The following is an 18,011-nucleotide window of genomic DNA, read 5'->3' on the forward strand; positions in this document are numbered from 1 at the left end:
AAATAGCAGAGAGCAGTGTATCAAAGTTTGTGAACACTTGTCAATGGGAGGAAACTGCATCAAAATAGCGCCTGGCTTTTAAAGCCGGACGCTATTTTGTAAAGTCTATTTAAGCTGGCCCCAAGTTGCGGCATCGATCGATGGGAAAATGTGAACTAATTGCCACATTTGGTCTTGATCAAGGCCAAAAACAACGGCTGGTAATAAGCTGTTAATGACATTTTCAGCTTGTTCACTGATTTCACTGGCACCGACCAAATGGTGTTCTGCATCGAAAACCAGGACGTTTTCACCTTGCGTTTGGCGATCGATTTGGCGATACCAGTCGTTTGGTAAATGGTTTTCCACCAATTGATGACCAGCAGCGGCACCGTCTTCAGGACTAACCCCAACTTGCGCCAGTCGTGGTGAAGTGTAAACCGTAGATGGAATCGCGGGATAAGCAATGGCAGCGTCGGTTTTACCACTCAATAACTCGAATAAGTAGTGTGATTCAAAAATCGCAGTTGGGGTTAATTTTGGCTGCGCCTTATCAACCACGTCACCTGAAGCATAGATATTGGCCACATTGGTTTGCAAATGATCGTTAACTGGAATCCCATGTTTAGTGGTAGTAATCCCAACCGTTTCCAATCCCATATTTTCAATGTTTGGAATCCGACCCGTAGCATCTAAGATCCAGTCAACAGTTTTGCTGTCATTGTCACCATATTCAACGGTGTAAGTATTGCCACTCTTTGTAAAAGCTGAGACACCAGCATTGCGAATGAACGTAATACCCCGTTTGGTCATTAAGGCAATCAGTTGTTCAACAAATGGTTGATGGAAACGCCGTAATGCTTTGTCGCCATGCATAAAGACGGTGACTTCAGCACCAGCTGCTTGGGCAATCGTGGCAAATTCCATACTAATATAACCTGAACCGATAATCCCGATCCGCGCTGGTAACTGGTCTAAAGCCATAAAATCAGTGCTATCATGGCCGAATTCAGTTCCTGGAATGTCCAAATGATTTGGGCGTAAGCCTGTGGCGATTACGATTTTGTCAGCGGTGTATGGATTCCCGTCAACCGTTACTGTGTGGGCATCCGTTAATTGGCCGTGGCCGTGGATCAACTTAGCACCAGCATCCGTTAATAACCCTTCAATAAAGTCGGGTAGTGGCTCGATCACGGCGTTTTTTTGCGCGATCAAAGCGGGCCAATTAATTTTCAGATCACCGCTTACCACGCCTTGCATGCGTTCAACGGTACGTTGGAGGGCAACTGGAACGTCTAAGGTGATCTTGGCATTACAGCCACGATTGGGACAAGTCCCACCAATCAAACCACTTTCGATGATCCCGACCTTTTTGCCTGCAGCAGCCAATGGAATTGCACCATCAAAAGTACCATGGCCGGCGCCTAAATAAAGCACATCAAAATTATAATCTGTCATCATTTTCCTCCTCAGTTCTATCCGGTTGATTAATGCTTGCATTCAACCATGCTATCTAACATCAGTAAGCTGATACATCTCTATGGTAGCAAACAAAAACGCTTTTATCTATAAAACAGCATCTATCAATCATTATCAAACCTGTCATAAATTGAATAGAAGCTGTTTTGAAATCGTCACAAAATCGTTAAGTTGACATGTTACACTTAATTTAATAAGAAGGGACATGATGATGATCCAACCAACTGAACTGGAACAAGTCCAAGGTGCTATGACGCACCAACTTTATCATACTCAAAAACAAATTGAGGCTTTAACCCGTGCGACGCAACAAGTTCAAGACGCTGAAAGTTTCAAAGTGCAAGGCACCTTGTTACAAATGCACGCTCACGAGATTCAACCCCACACGCGTACAGTCGAACTAGCAGATTACCGCGATCCACAGCACATTTACATCATTCAACTGGATCCTGAGCAGTCCATTCAGGCCAATGCGCAAGCCTATTTTCAGCGTTATCAAAAAGAAAAGCGTGGCCAATCCGTGGTACAACAACGGTTAGCAACGGCTAAGACCGCTTTACAGCAACAACAGGCCCGCCAAGCGGCGTTTGATCCAACAGACGCTGAACAAGTGACCCAACTCAAGCGCCAATTAATGGCGGAAGGGGCGTTAAAAACCCAGGTATTACATTCATCAAAAGCACCAGAACCTGCCCATCCCCGGCGATTTTATACCAGTGAGCATGTGTTAGTGGAAGTTGGCAAAAATAGTGTTCAAAACGATCAGCTGACATTAACGGCGCAAAAGAATTATTACTGGATGCACGCAGGCGGGGAGATTCCAGGCTCACACGTGGTGATCCACAGTAGTCATCCCAGTGAAGCAACGCTGACGCAAGCGGCGAACTTAACGGCTTATTACAGTAAAGGGCGTGCTGCACAACAAGTACCAGTAGATGTGTTGAAAGTGAGCCAATTGTACAAACCGAAAGGCGCCAAACCAGGCCTGGTTTACTTCACTGGTCAGGCCCGTACCATAACAGTTCGACCAGATCCGGCCTTGGCCCAACAATTAAAAGCAGAGTAGGTATCAGTTGGGGCTAATAATCAAAGGATTGCTTATTGTGACCGGTGTCATTTTGGCTTAAAATAATGGTACGATTATAAAAAGTTATGGTGAATATTGCATATGAATAGACGATGGAAACGACGGATTTTATTAGCGAAGCGCTGGTTGATCCTGATTTTACCGTTTGTCATTATCGGTGTTTGGATCAGCTACGGTCTTGGTGTCGGCGGTCTACCTGAAAAAACAGGCGCAGGTATTGCAAAGGTAAAACAAGTGATCTCAACGAAAACCAATCACGGTTGGTCGCACAAACGTGTTCAAACCAAGCAGCAACAAATTAAAACTGAATTAAAAACTTATTTAAAAACCGTGACAGCTGACGGAACAGTAGCCGTTAGTTTCTATAATTTAACCCCACGCAGCGGCAGTAGTGCAGCGCAGGCTAAAAATGCGGCGGTTTATCAAGCTGGGGATTTGGCAGTTGATCAATCAGGTGACAAAAAATGGGTAGCAGCTAGTACGTTTAAGCTGTACATTGCCGCCTATTTATTCCAACAACAGAAACAAGGTCATTATCAGTGGACCACCAATCGTTCTGATGGGTTTAAACGGATGATCGTGAACAGCGAAAATGACTTTGCTGACCGCACCTTAACCAGTGCTGGTTTGGACAAAGTTAACAACTTTGTCAGTCGCCAAGGCTGGTATGTGAACTTTACCAAAGGCCAGGCAGCTATCACTACCAGCAATAGTTTGGTGAAAGTACTTCAGGCACTGGACGCTGGCAGTGGGCCGTTTACCAACAATGCCAACCAAAAATTGTTACTGGGTTACATGGGCAAACAGATTTACCGTACTGGGATTCCAACCGGTGCGGCGAAGGCCTTACCGAAGACCACCGTCACTGATAAAGTCGGATTTTTAGATGATACCAACAATGATGCCGGCATTGTCACGTTGCCAAGTGGCCAACGTTATATTTTGGTGATCATGACCAATGGCCACGATCAAAGTAGTTTAAGTGGGTTCCCTCGGATTGCAAAAATCACCAAGCGGGTCCAGAAAATTGTCTACGGCCACGCCAGTTAAGCAAGTCACTTCACGTTCTGCCGGATTATGTTAGAATGGCAATAGGGTTGTCAAGATTTTAAGAACGGAGGGAGATCATGGCGAAACTTTTAGAATTTTTGAAAAGTTGTCAACAACTGGTTCATTTTCTACGCACACACCGGCTTAAGCCAAAGTATCGCCGCCGTTTTATCGCGTTGTTAGTGGTGTTTGGGGTATTCCTGTTTGGTGTGGTGAAGACAGTCCACGTCATCAGCCAATGGGGGGCGCCTACCACTGCGGTGGCTGAACAGAAATCCACTAAAGCGGATACGGCTAAAAAAGCTAGTACCAAGCCCAAGCAAACGACAACGTCTAAAAAAACAGCGACGGCAACTAAACCAAAAACCGTCGACTGGACCAAGCCTTCTGAAAGTAAGGCTTATCCAGATGTCAGTCAATACAAATATTTGGAATTGCAGGTGAATTTAAAACGCCAGCGCGTCTATGTTAAAAGCGGACAGCAAGTGCTTTATACCATGTATGCGTCTAGCGGGATGAATAACACCACACCCAAAGGCACCTATAAAATTGGCAGTCGCGGGTATAGTTTCTATAACCCCACCGAAAAAATGGGGGCCCATTACTGGACGGCCTTTATCGGCACCACTTATTTATTCCACTCTGTGCCGACAGACCAAGATGGTCACTACATTGCCAGCGAAGCGGTTTACTTAGGTAAACGGCCAAGCTCACACGGCTGTGTGCGCTTAAGCATTCCTGATGCCAAGTGGATCAATGAAAAAATCCCAACGGGGACTAAAGTTGTGATTGGTTAATTGACGATTAATGTAAAAAAGCTCGTAAATTCGAAATGAATTTACGAGCTTTTTTGAGTTGAAGTGTGCGTCCTGCGGCGTGGTTTCATCAATACTAAACAAAATAAAATCGTTGGTAACAATCAATTTTCGAATTGCTGCCGGCATTAAAATGACGTCATAACGATTCATGTTCTAGTTGATTGATTTCCGCTTCCAAGGAAGCTAAATAGTCTTTTGCAGGAATACCTTTACCCGCTTTGGCTTCTGCTAGGCCTGTTTGAATCGCTAAATGAAGCGCACGCTGTTCTTTCTCTGCAGCGGTTTCATTTGTGATTTCAAAGGGTAATTTATTTTGCTTAACAACTTGATCTAAAAAAAGGTTGAAAGCAGTTGAGAGATCCAAATGCATACCTGCCAATACACGTGTGGCATCTTCTTTTAATTTAGCATCTGTTCGAATTGAGATCCGTGCTTTTTCCGATAAGACTTTCATATTGAAACACTTCCTTTCGATGTGGTTGTACGTCTGTTGTACACAATAATGGCAAAAATAACATGATATACTGTTGTCAGCTAGCCCTCTGTTCTTAAATTACGCTACGAATCGCATTGTTTTTTAAAATAAAAAGCCACGCTAACAAGATCAACTTGTTGGCGTGGTTTGGCGACTAACGCTCAAATAAACGGTTTACGATACGATCTAAATGAATTTCCGCCGTGTCCAGCAGTGGTAAGGCTAAATCGGCTGGCTTCAATAACAGTGGCAATTCAGTACAACCGAGAATAACGCCGTCAATTTGCTGGGTTTTAGCCATGGCTTGAATCAACGCTAAAAACCATTGTTTCGTGGCGGGTTGTACAATGCCGTTTTCCAGTTCGGCGACAATATGCTGATGAACAGTGGTTTGTTGGGCTGGTGTTGGAACGATAATGTTAATGCCAAGCTGTTCAAAGGGCTGTTTGAAGAAGGCCTGGCTCATGGTGAATTTAGTGCCCAGTAGCAACAGGTTGTGTAAGTGCTGGGCTTGGGCAGATTCAGCGGTAGCGGTGACCATGTTGATCAGCGGGATCTGACTTTGAGCGGCAATTTCATCGAACACAATGTGCGGCGTGTTGCCACACATTACCGCAAAATCAGCTCCAGCTCGGGCTAATTCGTTAGCTGCTTGTGCCAAATAGGTAGCCGCCGCCGGATAATCCGGTTGGTCTAATAGCGCAAATAAATGGTACATGTTCACGCTATTGATCAGCAGCTCTGGTAGGTCCGTTTGCGAGTGTTGTCGCGCTTGATAACGTTGAATAATGCCTTGATAATACATCATGGTGGCTTCTGGGCCAAGGCCACCGATAATACCGACTTTTTGCATAGTACACCAGCTTTTTATGATAATTTAATGAAGTAATATTATCGCTAGTATAGTATTTTAAAACGGCAGCCGCAACTTTTGATGCGACTGCCGTTTAGGTTTACAGCTTCTTTTCAAACCCTTCCATTGGGGCTAATTGCGCTTGGTAGTTAGTGGCGGCTTGCTGATCAGTGGTAAAGTGCATGACGCTGGCAAAGGAATTTTGCAAGTAAACTTGCATGACGGGTGGAATCGCCAATTCATCCAGGTCAGCGGGGCTAATGGTGGTGCGAATTTCAGCGGCATCGCCTGCAGCAACTTTTTGGACCCACTGTGGTTCTCGTAGTAGTTCTCGGCCTAAAGCCACAAAGTCGGCACCACCGGTGATCACTGCGGCAGCATCTGCTGGTGTTTCAACGGAGCCGATGCCGATCAATGGTACTGCGTGGTTTAATGTTCGCGCAAACTTGGCCAATAACGGTTCCGTGTCGGCCTTGTCATTGAGGGATGTGCGTTGATAACTCCCCATGGATAAATTCAGATAATCAATTTTAGTTTTGATTTGGGCTACGAAGGCCAAGGTATCGGCTAAACGAATGCCAGGGGTTTCGATTTCTTCTGGTGACACGCGATAACCTAAAATAAACGGACGGGTGGCGTATTTGGCGATGGTTTGCTGCACTTCATCAATCACCGCTAACGGTAAACGCATGCGGTTTGCCAGTGAGCCACCCCATTGATCCGTACGCTGATTGGCATTCGGAGAGAAAAATTGTTGTAACAAATAAGTGTTCGCGCCATGCAATTCAACGCCATCAAAGCCGGCTTGGATGGCACGACGAGTAGCGGTCCCAAAATCGTTGATCAGCTGTTTGATTTCAGCTTCAGTTAACGCCCGTGGGGTTTCAGAACCAGCGGGGTAACTGGCTGCAATAGCACTCGCACTCACTGGTTGTTCACCACGTAAAATCTGGTGATTGGACTTGCGGCCAGCACTGAAAATTTGTAACACAGCCCGTGCGCCTTGCTGTTGAATAGCGCTAGCCAAGCGATGCAAACCGGGAATCATGTCATCACTGGCAACGGAAAGCTCGCCTTCGAAGCCTTTGCCTAAGGCGTTCACATTGGCGACCCCAGTGATCACCAAACCGGGACCGCCTGCCCGGGCACTGTAATAATTGAGCTCGTCAGTGGTAATCATGCCGTTGTAAAAGCTGGTCATCGTGGTCATTGGTGACATAATCACGCGGTTGCGTAAGGTCAGGCCGTTTGCAAAGTGATACGGCTCTAAAAATTGTTGTGTCATGCTAAAAAATCCTCCTAAATATGTTAGTGACTGTAGAAATAGGCCACCTCCATTGAAATACTTACTTTTTATTAGTATAGTTTCATTATAGTTAGTTGATGAGATTTGACGAGTACCGACTTTAAAGTGGCATTGTTACTTGTAAGTAAGTATTGCGAAAGGATAGGCGTTAACGCATGACAAAAAGTTACAATATGGGGATCGAAGCAACCTTGGCCGTGATCGGTGGCAAATGGAAGCCGGTGATTTTATGCTATTTAGGCAATGGGCCACAGCGGCCTGGGGCATTGAAACGGGCGATTGAAGGCATTACCCAAAAAGTGCTGACCCAACAATTACATGAACTAATGGTGGATGGGATGATCCAGCGAAAAGTTTATCCGCAAGTCCCACCCAAAGTGGAATATACGTTGACTGACCGTGGTAAAAGTCTGCGGCAGGTGTTAATTGTGATGTCGCAATGGGGGGAGCAACAAATTGCCCAGCAACAGGCGCAAGGTGAAACGATTATTTTAAAGCGTTCAGATTACAACGGTTATTTGCGCTATTAAGGGCGTGCTTTTACAGAAGGTGCTTTTCATGATAATTGTTCATTAATGATGAAAATAAAGCGTGAAACCTGCTGTTGCACCGACCTTTAGAAAAAGTTAAGATACTTAAAGTAATGACTAAATTTAGAAGAGGTGTTACCTGGATGAGGCAGGTAACTGGGGCAATAAGATGAAAAAAATAACACGACGACAACTTGGGGAGTTGTTGGCGGTCATTGTGATCGTTGTGTTTGCAGTGCTTAGTTTGCGACCGCAGCGACAACATGTTACCGCGTATTCACTGGATCAAAAGGCCATGACTTATACTGGCGAATTGGCCAAGCATAAGTTTACGGGCAAAGGCACTTTAAAATTCAAAAACCATGATTATTATGTGGGCGATTTTAAAGCCGGTCGTTTTAACGGGACGGGCACGTTTGTGTCCCATAAAGGGTGGCGGTATCAAGGTCACTTTGCCAAGGGTGCCCCAACTGGTCACGGTCAATTGACCGTGAATCACAAAGTGGTTGCTGAAGGCCAAGTAAAGGATGGTAAATTGATCAATGCGCATTAAGTGGTTTAGTTTAGTTCGGATTACCGGCTTGGTGCTGGTGTTGACCTATCATTTCTTTCAAAATCAGTTTCCTGGTGGTTTCATTGGGGTGGATATTTTCTTTACGTTTTCTGGATTTTTGATCACGGCGTTAATGGTCGATGAGTTTGGCCGTTCACGTGATTTTAAGTTACTGGCCTTTTACCGCCGGCGATTTTATCGAATCGTACCGCCATTAGTGCTATCGGTACTGTTGGTGGTGCCATTGACCTTTTTAGTCGGCCGGGATTTTGTGACCGGTTTAGGTCGGCAAATTGCTGCGGCATTAGGATTTGTCACGAACTATTTTGAAATTGCCACAGGTGGCAGTTATGAAAATAAATTCATTCCCCATTTGTTTGTGCATACCTGGTCGTTAGCGGTTGAAATGCACTTTTACATTATTTGGGGCATACTGGCATTTGTGATTGCTAAGGCCGTGCAACATTGGGCGCCACCAACCCGCCACCAAACCAGTACCGCTTCTTTGCCGATGTTTCGGTTAGCGCTGTTTATTTTGGCGATTGGCTTAGCGGTTTATAGTTTGATGAGTATGTTTTTACGCGCTGCAGGGTTAAGTGATTTTTCACCGGTTTACTTTTCAAGCGTGACCCACGGTTTTCCGTTTTTCGTCGGAAGCGCGCTGGGAACGGTGACTGGTATTCGCTATGTGGCGCCTAGTTTTCAGCGCAGCTGGCGGGCTTGGACTTGGCAATCAGCGGCTGGTGTGATGGCATTAAGCGCGCTAACATTGATCGTATTAGGCGACTTATTGCAGTTTGACCAATTGATCACTTACCGTGGTGGGCTGCTGTTAGCGACGCTGTTAGCTTGTGTTATGATTTTCAGCGCCCGGGTATTACATGAAAAAACACCTAACGTCCCTGAGCCAAAGCCCATTACCTTTTTGGCGGATGTGAGTTATAGTGTTTACCTGTTCCATTGGCCACTGTATGTGATTTTCTCACATTTAATGACCAATTGGTTAGCGGCGCTGGTGACCACCAGCTTATCAATCGTGTTGTCTGCGCTTTCTTATTACAGCTTAGAGCCGCTGATTGCCGGTAAACCGGCGCACTTTTTCAAGTGGCCATTACAGTGGCGCTTGGTGAAATGGCCGTTTCTTATTTTAACGGCGGGGCTGGCCTTGTTAACGATTCAAGTGACCCGGACTGCGCCACAATTATCGCGCTTAGAAACGAACTTGTGGTTAAGCGGGATCACCCAAGATGTGGATAAACTAAATGCCACTCAGGCAATTGCCACGGCTAAACCAGCGCCAGCTGTTAAGGCTGCGACAGCGACTGGTACCAAGCCTGCAAAAGGTGTTTCGATTATCGGTGACAGTGTGACGTTAGGGACCCGGGACTATCTTGGCGCCCACGTGGCGGATAGCAGCATTGACGCAGAAGGCGACCGGACCATGGATCTGGCCTACAAAGTCATGATGGAGCAGCAAAAAAATCATTTGTTGCGGGAGTACGTGGTGATCTGTATTGGGACCAACGCGTTAAATGATTACCAAGAACAGCTGATGAAAGTGGTCAATGATTTAGCGCCAGGGCATAAATTAGTCTTGATGACACCGTATAATGCGCAGGCCACCGCCAGTTGGAATTCGTCTAAACTTGGCGAGCTGGAACGGAGCTTGCCGAAAAAGTATAATTTCATCACGATTGCTGACTGGGGCAAAGCGGCACCAAAGCATCCTGATGCCTTTAAAGGCACGGATGGTGTCCATTTCGGTGGGATTCACGCAGGGGATGTGGCCTACGCACAAGTTATCAACGACGCGTTGAAGGTTGCACAAACCCGTCCAGCAAAAAGTTAATTCAGTAAGCTGAAAGACCGACAGTGAGATTGCCGGTCTTTTTTTTGCGATTTAATGCAATGAAAACAAATTTTTTGAAATTGAACAGACGTTGTGCTGACGTACTTTTGAAAGTGTCTGGCATCACAAACTGCAAAAAAAGGGTTGACTAATAAAAAGACCTGCCATAAACTTTGAACATCAAACTAATTGAATTTTGTTTGATACACAAAGGATACTCAAAGTGAGTGAGAAGAGGTGAAACCAATGCCAATTTTACAAGCTGCCGAGATTCAGGCGATGATTCCAAATCGTTATCCCATTTGTTATATTGATAGCGTAACGGCGTTAGAACCTGATCAGTTTATCCGTGCGGTTAAAAATGTTACCATCAACGAGGACTTTTTCCAAGGTTATGTGCCACAGATGATGCCGAATACGCTGTTGATCGAAACATTAGCACAAGCGGCCTCGATCTTGATTTTGAAATCACCGCAGTTTGCCCATAAAACGGCTTATTTAGGCAGTGTCACCAAGGCTGAATTTTTGAAGCCAGTGGTGCCAGGAGATGTGCTGGTGCTTGAGATCACCTTAACCAAGGTGCGTCAAAATATGGGTGTTGTCCATACGCAAGCCTTAGTTGACGGGGAAATGATCTGTCAGGCTGAGCTCCATTTCGTCGTAGGAGCGACTGACTAAATTGACAAATGGTTCATTTTTCATTATTATTTTGATATTCAAAGTAGTTGGGGAATGAAAATATGACACCAGAAGAACAGCGCATTAACGATAAGTTGGTTGGGGTTTACAACAATATCGTGCAAATTGAAGAAATTGAATTAAAAAAGAGTCAGTTTAAAGATTTATCGATCAAGGAAATTCATACGATCAATGCAATCGGCATGTACCATCGCAAAACATCGTCGCAAGTGGCCCAAGCGTTAAATGTGACACCGGGCACATTAAGTGTTTCGATCAATAATTTAGTCCGTAAAGGCTACGCCGAACGCTTACGCAGTGAAGATGATCGCCGTATCATTCACCTGGGATTGACGCGTAAAGGCCGGTTAATGTACCGGGTCCACCAAGCGTTTCATCGCAAAATGGTGCAAAGTTTCTTACGTGGCTTAAATGAACCAGAAGTCCAAATGGTGGAGCGTGCCTTGGATAACTTGCAGTATTTCTTAGACCAACATCAAGGTGACTAACGTTGCCTAATTAGCGTATTGAGGAGGCCAGAATAATGGGCTTTCGAATCAAAAGCACGGCTCATGCCGTGCCGCAACAGGTACTGACCAACGATGACTTGGCGCAGCGCATGGAGACGTCGGACGAATGGATTCGAACACGGACTGGTATTCGCCAACGACACATTGCCACGACGGAAACCACAACCAGTTTGGCAGTCGCAACAGCTCAGCAGCTGCTACAGCGTAGTGGCATTGCGGCCACTGAACTCGATTTTATTATCGTTTGTACCATGTCGCCTGATCAGCTAACACCCAGTACGGCGGCTTTGGTACAAGGGGCAATTGGAGCGAATAAGGCCTTTGCCTTTGATTTAAACGCTGCCTGTTCAGGCTTCATTTACAGTCTAAGTGTCGCAGCACAATTTTTCACAGAGGGCACGCCTTACCGCTATGGTTTGGTGATTGGCAGTGAATGCTTATCCCGCTTATTGGATTGGCAAGATCGCACCACCGCTGTTTTGTTCGGTGATGGTGCCGGTGGTGTCTTATTAGAACATCAGTCCCAAGGGTTACTGGGACAACACTTGGCTGCCGATGGGAGTCAAGCAGCTGCCTTAAAGGCCGGCGAAGTGGTGGCGTCAACCGAAATAGTTAATTGGGTTAACTATAAATTAGACCCTTTTAAAATGGATGGTCGCGCTGTTTACCGCTTTGCCACCCATGCCGTCCCAGATTCATTGCAACAAGCAGTGGCTAGTAGTCCTTACGCACTGGCCGATATTGACCATTTTCTGTTACATCAGGCCAATACCCGCATTATTGCCCAAGTGGCCAAACGCTTGGGGCAGCCATTAACGAAGTTTCCCCAAAATATGGCCGCTTATGGCAATACATCTGCGGCTAGCTTACCAATCTTATTAGATGAATGTGTTCAATCGCAACAAGTACAGCGCGGCGACGTGCTTGCCCTAAGCGGCTTTGGCGGTGGCTTAACCGTCGGTAGTCAAATTTTAATTTATTAGAAAAAGAAAGCGTGTGATCAACATGGAAAAAACTGAAATTTTTGAAAAAGTACAAAACATCATTATGGAACAATTAGATAAAAGTGCAGCAGACGTCCAATTAACCACCAATTTTAAAGATGATTTAAATGCTGATAGTTTAGACGTTTTTGAGATCATCAATGAAATCGAAGATGAATTCGACGTTAAAATCGAAACAGATGAAGGGTTAGCAACTGTTTCAGAGTTGATCGATTACGTTGCAGCTCAAATCGCCTAACCTGAATCGAAGAAAGAAGGCTAAGACGTGAATTCTTTTATGCAATCATTAGGTTTGAAATACCCAATTTTTCAAGGCGGCATGGCTTGGGTTGCCAATGGTCATCTTGCTGCGGCTGTCTCTGAAGCCGGCGGACTCGGTATCATTGGGAGTGGTCATGCACCAGCTGACGTGGTCGAACATGAGATCCATACGGCAAAGTCGTTAACGGACAAGCCGTTTGGGGTCAATGTCATGCTCCTGTCTCCTCATGTCCAAGAAGTGATCGATGTGATCGTGCGGGAAAAAGTAGCTGTGGTCACCACAGGTGCTGGGAATCCCAGTGAATACATTGAACGCTTAAAAGGGGCAGGCAGTAAAGTGATCCCCGTGGTACCATCAGTGGGCTTAGCGCGGATCATGGAACGGGTCGGTGTGGATGCCGTCATCGCCGAAGGAATGGAATCCGGTGGGCACATTGGCAAAATGACTACCATGGCGTTAGTCCCCCAAGTGATCGACGCGGTATCGATTCCCGTGATTGCAGCTGGTGGCATCGGTGATGGTCGTGGTGTGGCCGCCGCTTTAATGCTTGGCGCAGCCGGGGTCCAAATGGGCACGCGGTTCCTCAGTGCAACTGAATGTGATATTCACCCGAACTATAAAAAAGCTGTTTTAAAGGCAAAAGATATTGATACGTTGGTCACAGGGGATTATTTAGGCCATCCTGCGCGCGTTTTGAAAAATAAAATGAGCCGGGCTTACTTAGTGGCCGAAAAAGCCGCTGCCCAAGCAGGTCAAGATGATTTTGCGGAACTGGAAGAACTTGGTAACGGCAGTTTACGCCGGGCTGTTCAAACAGGGGATAGTGAAACAGGGTCCTTTATGGCCGGTGAAATTGCCGGCATGGTGAAGCAAGAAATGAGTTGTGCCGACATTTTAACCAGTACTGTGGCGCAAGCCAAAGCGTGCTTACAACAAGGACCGGCCTTGCTTTAATGAAAGAGTGGTTAAATCATGAAATATGCCATTTTATTTAGTGGTCAAGGCGCCCAGTTTGCTGGGATGGGTCAGACGTTTGATGCTGAAGCGCCACTTTTCCATCAGCACTTTATGGCTTATGGCAAAGCATTAGGCTGGGACTTACCTGCATTGTGCTTTACTGAAAATGAACGGTTGCAGGAAACGGCTTATGCGCAAGCGGCTATCGTTGCCTATAGTTTAGCGGTTTATGAAAGCGTCAAGTCATTATTACCTGCGCCGACTGCCATGTTAGGCCTGAGTTTAGGGGAATATTCGGCGCTAGCTGCCAGCGGTTTTATGACCGCGACAGCCACGTTGCAATTAGTTCAACAGCGCGGCCGCTTGATGGCGCAAGCCGCGGCCGATCAGCCAGGCGCTATGGCGGCAGTGATGAACGCCACGCCTGAACAATTGGCCCAAGCCTGTCAAGCGGACGATGTGACAGTCGCGAATTACAATACGCCAAAACAAGTGGTGCTCTCTGGCACTACGGCAGGGGTGGCCCAGGCCAGCGCTATTTTGAAACAGCTAGGGGTTCGGCGGGTATTGCCCTTACCGGTTAGCGGTGCGTTTCATAGTGCCTTAATGCAACCGGCGCAAGCACCGTTAGCAGCTGCCTTGGCGCAAACCACGGTGCAGGCTGGCCAAGTGCCGGTGTGGAGCAATACCACGCAACAGCCGTTTACAGTTGCCACGTTACGGGATACATTGACGCAACAGTTGGTGAGCCCAACTTATTTTGCTACTTGTTTACAAGCGTTGGCAGCACAAGGGGTCACGCACTTTATTGAAATGGGCCCTGGGAAAACGTTGACCCAATTTGTGCGGAAAACGATTCCTGAAGCGCAAGCCATTGCCATTCAGCAACCGACCGATTTGGTGACGTTACCGGAAATATTGCACGTTAGCGCCTGAGAAAGGATAGCCTTAATGGATTTAAAAGATAAAGTTGTTTTAATTACTGGGAGTTCCCGGGGAATCGGCGCGGCAATGGCGCAAGCTTTTGCCCAGGCCGGGGCCAAACTGGTTTTGAACAGTCGTCATGCGGCCACTGAACAAGTGACGACTTTTACGGCACAAGGTGTGACTTGTACGGCAATTCAAGCTGATGTAGCAGATCCTGATCAGGTGAAGCAGATGATCAAAACCATTAAATCTGAATTTGGCCAGCTAGATGTGGTGATCAATAATGCAGGGGTTACCGAGGATAAACTATTGATTCGGATGCAACCAGCTGACTTTGAAAAAGTCCTGCAAACCAATTTAGTAGGTACCTTTAACGTGACGTCAAAAGCGTTACCGCTATTACTGAAGCAACGGTCTGGCTGCATTATTAATATTGCCAGTGTAATCGGCTTAACCGGTAATATTGGTCAGGCGAATTATGCTGCTAGTAAAGCAGGGATTATTGGTTTTACCAAATCTGTGGCTCAAGAGGCAGCCTTACGCCAAGTGCGGTGTAACGCCATTGCACCAGGGATGATCGACACTGATATGACCGCTGTGTTAGACGAAAAACGTCAAGCCGATATTTTAGAACGAATTCCGTTAAAGCGCTTTGGCCAACCAACAGAAGTCGCCCAAACAGCCCTTTTCTTAGCCCAAAATGACTACCTCACTGGCCAAACAATTGCCATTGACGGCGGCTTGACCATGTATTAATAGGAAGTTTAAAGCGGACTAATATGAGCAAAATAGACATTAGCGCATTTAGGAGGGCTATGTTTCCTACGAGGGTGATTGCGCCCGTAGGAATAGTCATCCTCCGAAATAAGATTTTGCGTTAGCAAAATAGACATTAGCGCATTTAGGAGGAGCCATGTGTCCTGCGGCGTGGGTTGACGCCACAAGACTGGACATCCTCCGAAGTAAGATTTTTGCGTTAGCAAAATAGACATTAGAGCATTTAGGAGGTGCCATGTTTCCATCGTGGCGGGTTTCGCCCGAGGGACTGGACATCCTCCGGAAATAAGACCTTTGCGATAGCAAAGATACACTAGAGCATTTAGGAGGTTTTTTCAAATGACAGAACGTGTTGTTGTCACGGGGATGGGGACAGTTTCTCCATTAGGCAATGATGTTGCCAGTACCATGACTCAAATTCAAGCAGGTGAAGTCGGCTTTGCACCGATCACAAAATTCGATGCAACTGAAACAGGCATTACCTTAGCTGGCGAAGTGAAGGATTTTGATGCAACTAAACGGCTCGAAAAACGCACTAGCAAGCGAATGGATCTTTTTTCACAATACGCATTGTATAGTGCCATTGAAGCAGCTGAACAAGCCGGTTTAACCGCTAAAACAGTTGCTCCTGAGCGCTTAGGCGTGATTTTAGGCTCTGGGATCGGTGGGTTAACGACCATTGAGGCGCAAGTTACAAAAATGAATGCCAAAGGGCCACAGCGGGTGTCGCCATTGTTTGTACCACAATCCATTGTGAATATGGCGGCCGGTAATGTGGCCTTATACTTTAAAGCCAAAAATACGTGTCAGGCGGTGGTAACAGCCTGCGCCTCCGGAACCAACGCCATTGGCAATGCCTTTCGTGAAATTCGTGCTGGTCGGGCTGACATGATGATCACAGGGGGCTGTGAAGCATCTGTGAACCAAATCGGGATTGCCGGTTTTGCGGCGTTATCCGCCTTGTCGGCGGCCACTGATCCAGCGGTGGCATCCATTCCGTTTGATGAAAAACGGCAAGGCTTCGTCATGGGAGAAGGCGCCGGAACGTTGATTTTAGAAAGTCTCAGTCACGCCCAAGCACGTGGCGCAAAAATTTATGGTGAGATTACTGGGTACGGTAGTACTTGTGATGCGTTCCATATGACTGCTCCTGATCCAGATGGGACTCAGGCCGCGCGGGCCATGGCATTAGCCGTTGAGGAAGCCGGCTGGCAACCAGACGAGGTTGACTACATTAATGCCCATGGTACCAGTACGGCTGCCAATGACAGTGCTGAAGCGCAAGCAATCGTGGCCGTTTTTGGTAATCGTCCCGATCTACTTGTTAGCAGTACCAAAAGTATGACGGGCCATTTATTAGGTGCCGCAGGGGCTTTGGAAGCTGTGATCACGTTAGCCGCACTAACGGATCATCAATTACCAGTCAATGTAGGCGTGGCACAGCAAGATCCAGCCTGCCCGGTGCACTTGGTGAATCAAGATAACACGGCCTCAACGGCAACGAAGGCCATTAGCAATTCATTTGGCTTTGGTGGTCACAATGCTGTTTTAGCCTTACAAACATGGGGTGAAGCATAAAAATGGAATTAAAAGAAATTCAGGCATTATTAAAGCAATTTGATGAAAGCTCCGTGCGTGAGTTTCATTTACGGACCGGTGAGACAGAATTGCAGTTTAGTAAAAATAAAGTGCAACAGCAACTGCCAACCGAAACCAGCACTGCCGCTGTGTCAACGCCACCTGCAGCTGCACCAGCTGCCACTGAAACCACACCGGCACCTGAAAAGCCGGCACAACCGGGGCAAATGATCAAGGCACCATTGGTGGGAATTGTGCATTTACAATCTCGCCCTGAAGCCCCAGTGTATAAGCAAGTTGGTGATACGGTTCAGGTCGGTGAAGTTATTTGCCTGATCGAAGCCATGAAAATGATGAACGAAATTAAAAGTGATGTGAGTGGTGTGATCACAGCGGTACTGGTGGACAATGACTCCTTAGTCGATTTCCATCAACCGTTGTTTGAAGTTGGCACTGCTGAAAGTGAGGCTTAGCATGTTAGATATTCAAGAGATTCAAAAAATTTTACCCCATCGTTATCCCTTTTTATTAATTGATAAGGTTCTAACGGTGACGCCTGGTGAAAGTGTTGTGGCTCAAAAAAATGTCACGATCAATGAACCTTTTTTCCAAGGCCATTTTCCAGGTAATCCTGTCATGCCAGGGGTTTTACAATTAGAGGCCATGGCCCAAGCCGGCGCCGTTGCCATTTTAACGTTGCCAGAATTTAAAGGCAAAGTCGCCTATTTTGGTGGCATTAAAAAAGCCAAATTCCGGCAAATTGTGCGCCCAGGGGACGTGTTAAAAATTGAGGTTGAATTGACGAAACTACGTGATCAAATTGGTAGCGGTCAAGGTACGATCAAGGTGGATGACAAGGTTGTTTGTTCAGCTGAGTTTGTGTTTGCCATTCATTAAATAGTAGAAAAAGATATTGAGGAGGCGCCATGCGTCCTGCGGGGTGAACTATCCCCACAAGACTGGACAGCATCCGAGAATCAGATTTTTACGATAGTAAAATAGACATTAAAGAATTGAGGAGGCGCCATGTTTCTGGCGTGATGGTTTTCGTCCGCCAGACTGGACAACCAGCGAAAATAAGACCTTTGCGATAGCAAAGATACACAAGCGTATTTAGCTGGTGCCATGTGTCCTGCGGGGTGAACTGACCCCACAAGACTGGACAGCATCCGAGAATTAGATTTTGCGACAGCAAAATAGACATTAAAGCTGAGGAGGCGCCATGCGTCCTGCGGGGTGAACTGACCCCACAAGACTGGACAGCATCCGAAAATTAGATTTTGCGACAGCAAAATAAACATTAAAGCTGAGGAGGCGTG

Annotated in this window: 20 protein-coding genes; 16 read left to right on the forward strand and 4 right to left on the reverse strand. The window is 46.4% G+C overall.

The window, feature by feature from the left end; translation table 11 throughout:
• Positions 1-105: 105 nt before the first annotated feature.
• The gene (locus tag FC07_RS05215; protein ID WP_191981083.1) at positions 106-1,437 is read right to left on the reverse strand and encodes a dihydrolipoyl dehydrogenase family protein; all 1,332 of its coding nucleotides are present in this window, start codon (positions 1,435-1,437) and stop codon (positions 106-108) included.
• A gap of 229 nt (positions 1,438-1,666) precedes the next feature.
• On the opposite strand from FC07_RS05215, the gene FC07_RS05220 reads away from it, so the two are divergent.
• The 3 genes from FC07_RS05220 to FC07_RS05230 all read left to right on the forward strand — a co-directional run bounded on the left by FC07_RS05220 (position 1,667) and on the right by FC07_RS05230 (position 4,392).
• Positions 1,667-2,524, forward strand: a complete 858-nt coding sequence (locus tag FC07_RS05220) for an NFACT RNA binding domain-containing protein (protein WP_235807461.1) — start codon at positions 1,667-1,669, stop codon at positions 2,522-2,524.
• A 102-nt stretch (positions 2,525-2,626) separates the two neighbouring features.
• Positions 2,627-3,595 (forward strand): serine hydrolase, encoded by a 969-nt coding sequence (locus FC07_RS05225; protein ID WP_155797795.1) that lies wholly within the window; start codon positions 2,627-2,629, stop codon positions 3,593-3,595.
• A gap of 77 nt (positions 3,596-3,672) precedes the next feature.
• On the forward strand, positions 3,673-4,392 hold the full coding sequence (locus FC07_RS05230; protein ID WP_057904073.1) for a L,D-transpeptidase: 720 nt from the start codon (positions 3,673-3,675) through the stop codon (positions 4,390-4,392).
• Between the two features lie 157 nt (positions 4,393-4,549).
• Here the strand turns inward: FC07_RS05230 and FC07_RS05235 are convergent, their stop codons facing one another.
• From FC07_RS05235 to FC07_RS05245, 3 genes are all read right to left on the reverse strand, one after another.
• Positions 4,550-4,867, reverse strand: coding sequence for a type II toxin-antitoxin system RelB/DinJ family antitoxin (locus FC07_RS05235; RefSeq protein WP_057904074.1), 318 nt, complete (start codon positions 4,865-4,867; stop codon positions 4,550-4,552).
• Between the two features lie 175 nt (positions 4,868-5,042).
• Positions 5,043-5,741 (reverse strand): aspartate/glutamate racemase family protein, encoded by a 699-nt coding sequence (locus tag FC07_RS05240; RefSeq protein WP_057904075.1) that lies wholly within the window; start codon positions 5,739-5,741, stop codon positions 5,043-5,045.
• A 100-nt stretch (positions 5,742-5,841) separates the two neighbouring features.
• Positions 5,842-7,026, reverse strand: a complete 1,185-nt coding sequence (locus FC07_RS05245; protein WP_057904076.1) for an NADH-dependent flavin oxidoreductase — start codon at positions 7,024-7,026, stop codon at positions 5,842-5,844.
• 176 nt (positions 7,027-7,202) lie between these two features.
• On the opposite strand from FC07_RS05245, the gene FC07_RS05250 reads away from it, so the two are divergent.
• The 13 genes from FC07_RS05250 (at position 7,203) to fabZ (FC07_RS05310) (ending at position 17,589) form a co-directional block, all read left to right on the forward strand.
• A complete protein-coding gene (locus FC07_RS05250) occupies positions 7,203-7,577 on the forward strand; it encodes a winged helix-turn-helix transcriptional regulator (RefSeq protein ID WP_057904077.1) in 375 nt (124 codons plus the stop codon).
• A 169-nt stretch (positions 7,578-7,746) separates the two neighbouring features.
• A complete protein-coding gene (locus FC07_RS05255) occupies positions 7,747-8,130 on the forward strand; it encodes an MORN repeat-containing protein (RefSeq protein WP_057904078.1) in 384 nt (127 codons plus the stop codon).
• Positions 8,120-9,979 carry an acyltransferase family protein gene (locus FC07_RS05260; RefSeq protein ID WP_057904079.1) on the forward strand — a complete coding sequence of 620 codons (1,860 nt, stop codon included), beginning with the start codon at positions 8,120-8,122 and terminating at the stop codon, positions 9,977-9,979. The genes FC07_RS05255 and FC07_RS05260 overlap by 11 nt, the downstream gene beginning before the upstream one ends.
• Positions 9,980-10,225: 246 nt before the next feature.
• Positions 10,226-10,657 (forward strand): 3-hydroxyacyl-ACP dehydratase FabZ, encoded by a 432-nt coding sequence (gene fabZ / locus FC07_RS05265; protein WP_057904080.1) that lies wholly within the window; start codon positions 10,226-10,228, stop codon positions 10,655-10,657.
• 62 nt (positions 10,658-10,719) lie between these two features.
• Complete coding sequence (locus FC07_RS05270) at positions 10,720-11,166, forward strand: MarR family winged helix-turn-helix transcriptional regulator (protein ID WP_057904081.1); 447 nt, start codon at positions 10,720-10,722, stop codon at positions 11,164-11,166.
• A 35-nt stretch (positions 11,167-11,201) separates the two neighbouring features.
• Entirely contained in the window at positions 11,202-12,170 is a 969-nt protein-coding gene (locus FC07_RS05275) for a beta-ketoacyl-ACP synthase III (RefSeq protein WP_057904082.1), read from the forward strand.
• Positions 12,171-12,192: 22 nt separating this feature from the next.
• Positions 12,193-12,429 (forward strand): acyl carrier protein, encoded by a 237-nt coding sequence (gene acpP, locus FC07_RS05280; protein ID WP_057904083.1) that lies wholly within the window; start codon positions 12,193-12,195, stop codon positions 12,427-12,429.
• A gap of 39 nt (positions 12,430-12,468) precedes the next feature.
• The gene (fabK, locus tag FC07_RS05285) at positions 12,469-13,407 is read left to right on the forward strand and encodes an enoyl-[acyl-carrier-protein] reductase FabK (RefSeq protein WP_057904097.1); all 939 of its coding nucleotides are present in this window, start codon (positions 12,469-12,471) and stop codon (positions 13,405-13,407) included.
• A gap of 18 nt (positions 13,408-13,425) precedes the next feature.
• A complete protein-coding gene (gene fabD, locus FC07_RS05290) occupies positions 13,426-14,346 on the forward strand; it encodes an ACP S-malonyltransferase (RefSeq protein WP_057904084.1) in 921 nt (306 codons plus the stop codon).
• Positions 14,347-14,361: 15 nt separating this feature from the next.
• Positions 14,362-15,093, forward strand: coding sequence for a 3-oxoacyl-[acyl-carrier-protein] reductase (fabG, locus tag FC07_RS05295; RefSeq protein ID WP_057904085.1), 732 nt, complete (start codon positions 14,362-14,364; stop codon positions 15,091-15,093).
• A gap of 360 nt (positions 15,094-15,453) precedes the next feature.
• Positions 15,454-16,692, forward strand: a complete 1,239-nt coding sequence (gene fabF, locus FC07_RS05300) for a beta-ketoacyl-ACP synthase II (RefSeq protein ID WP_057904086.1) — start codon at positions 15,454-15,456, stop codon at positions 16,690-16,692.
• Positions 16,693-16,694: 2 nt separating this feature from the next.
• Positions 16,695-17,165, forward strand: a complete 471-nt coding sequence (gene accB, locus FC07_RS05305; protein ID WP_057904087.1) for an acetyl-CoA carboxylase biotin carboxyl carrier protein — start codon at positions 16,695-16,697, stop codon at positions 17,163-17,165.
• A 1-nt stretch (position 17,166) separates the two neighbouring features.
• A complete protein-coding gene (gene fabZ / locus FC07_RS05310; protein ID WP_057904088.1) occupies positions 17,167-17,589 on the forward strand; it encodes a 3-hydroxyacyl-ACP dehydratase FabZ in 423 nt (140 codons plus the stop codon).
• Positions 17,590-18,011 lie beyond the last annotated feature (422 nt).

This window comes from Loigolactobacillus bifermentans DSM 20003, assembly GCF_001434575.1.
Lineage (GTDB): Bacteria > Bacillota > Bacilli > Lactobacillales > Lactobacillaceae > Loigolactobacillus > Loigolactobacillus bifermentans.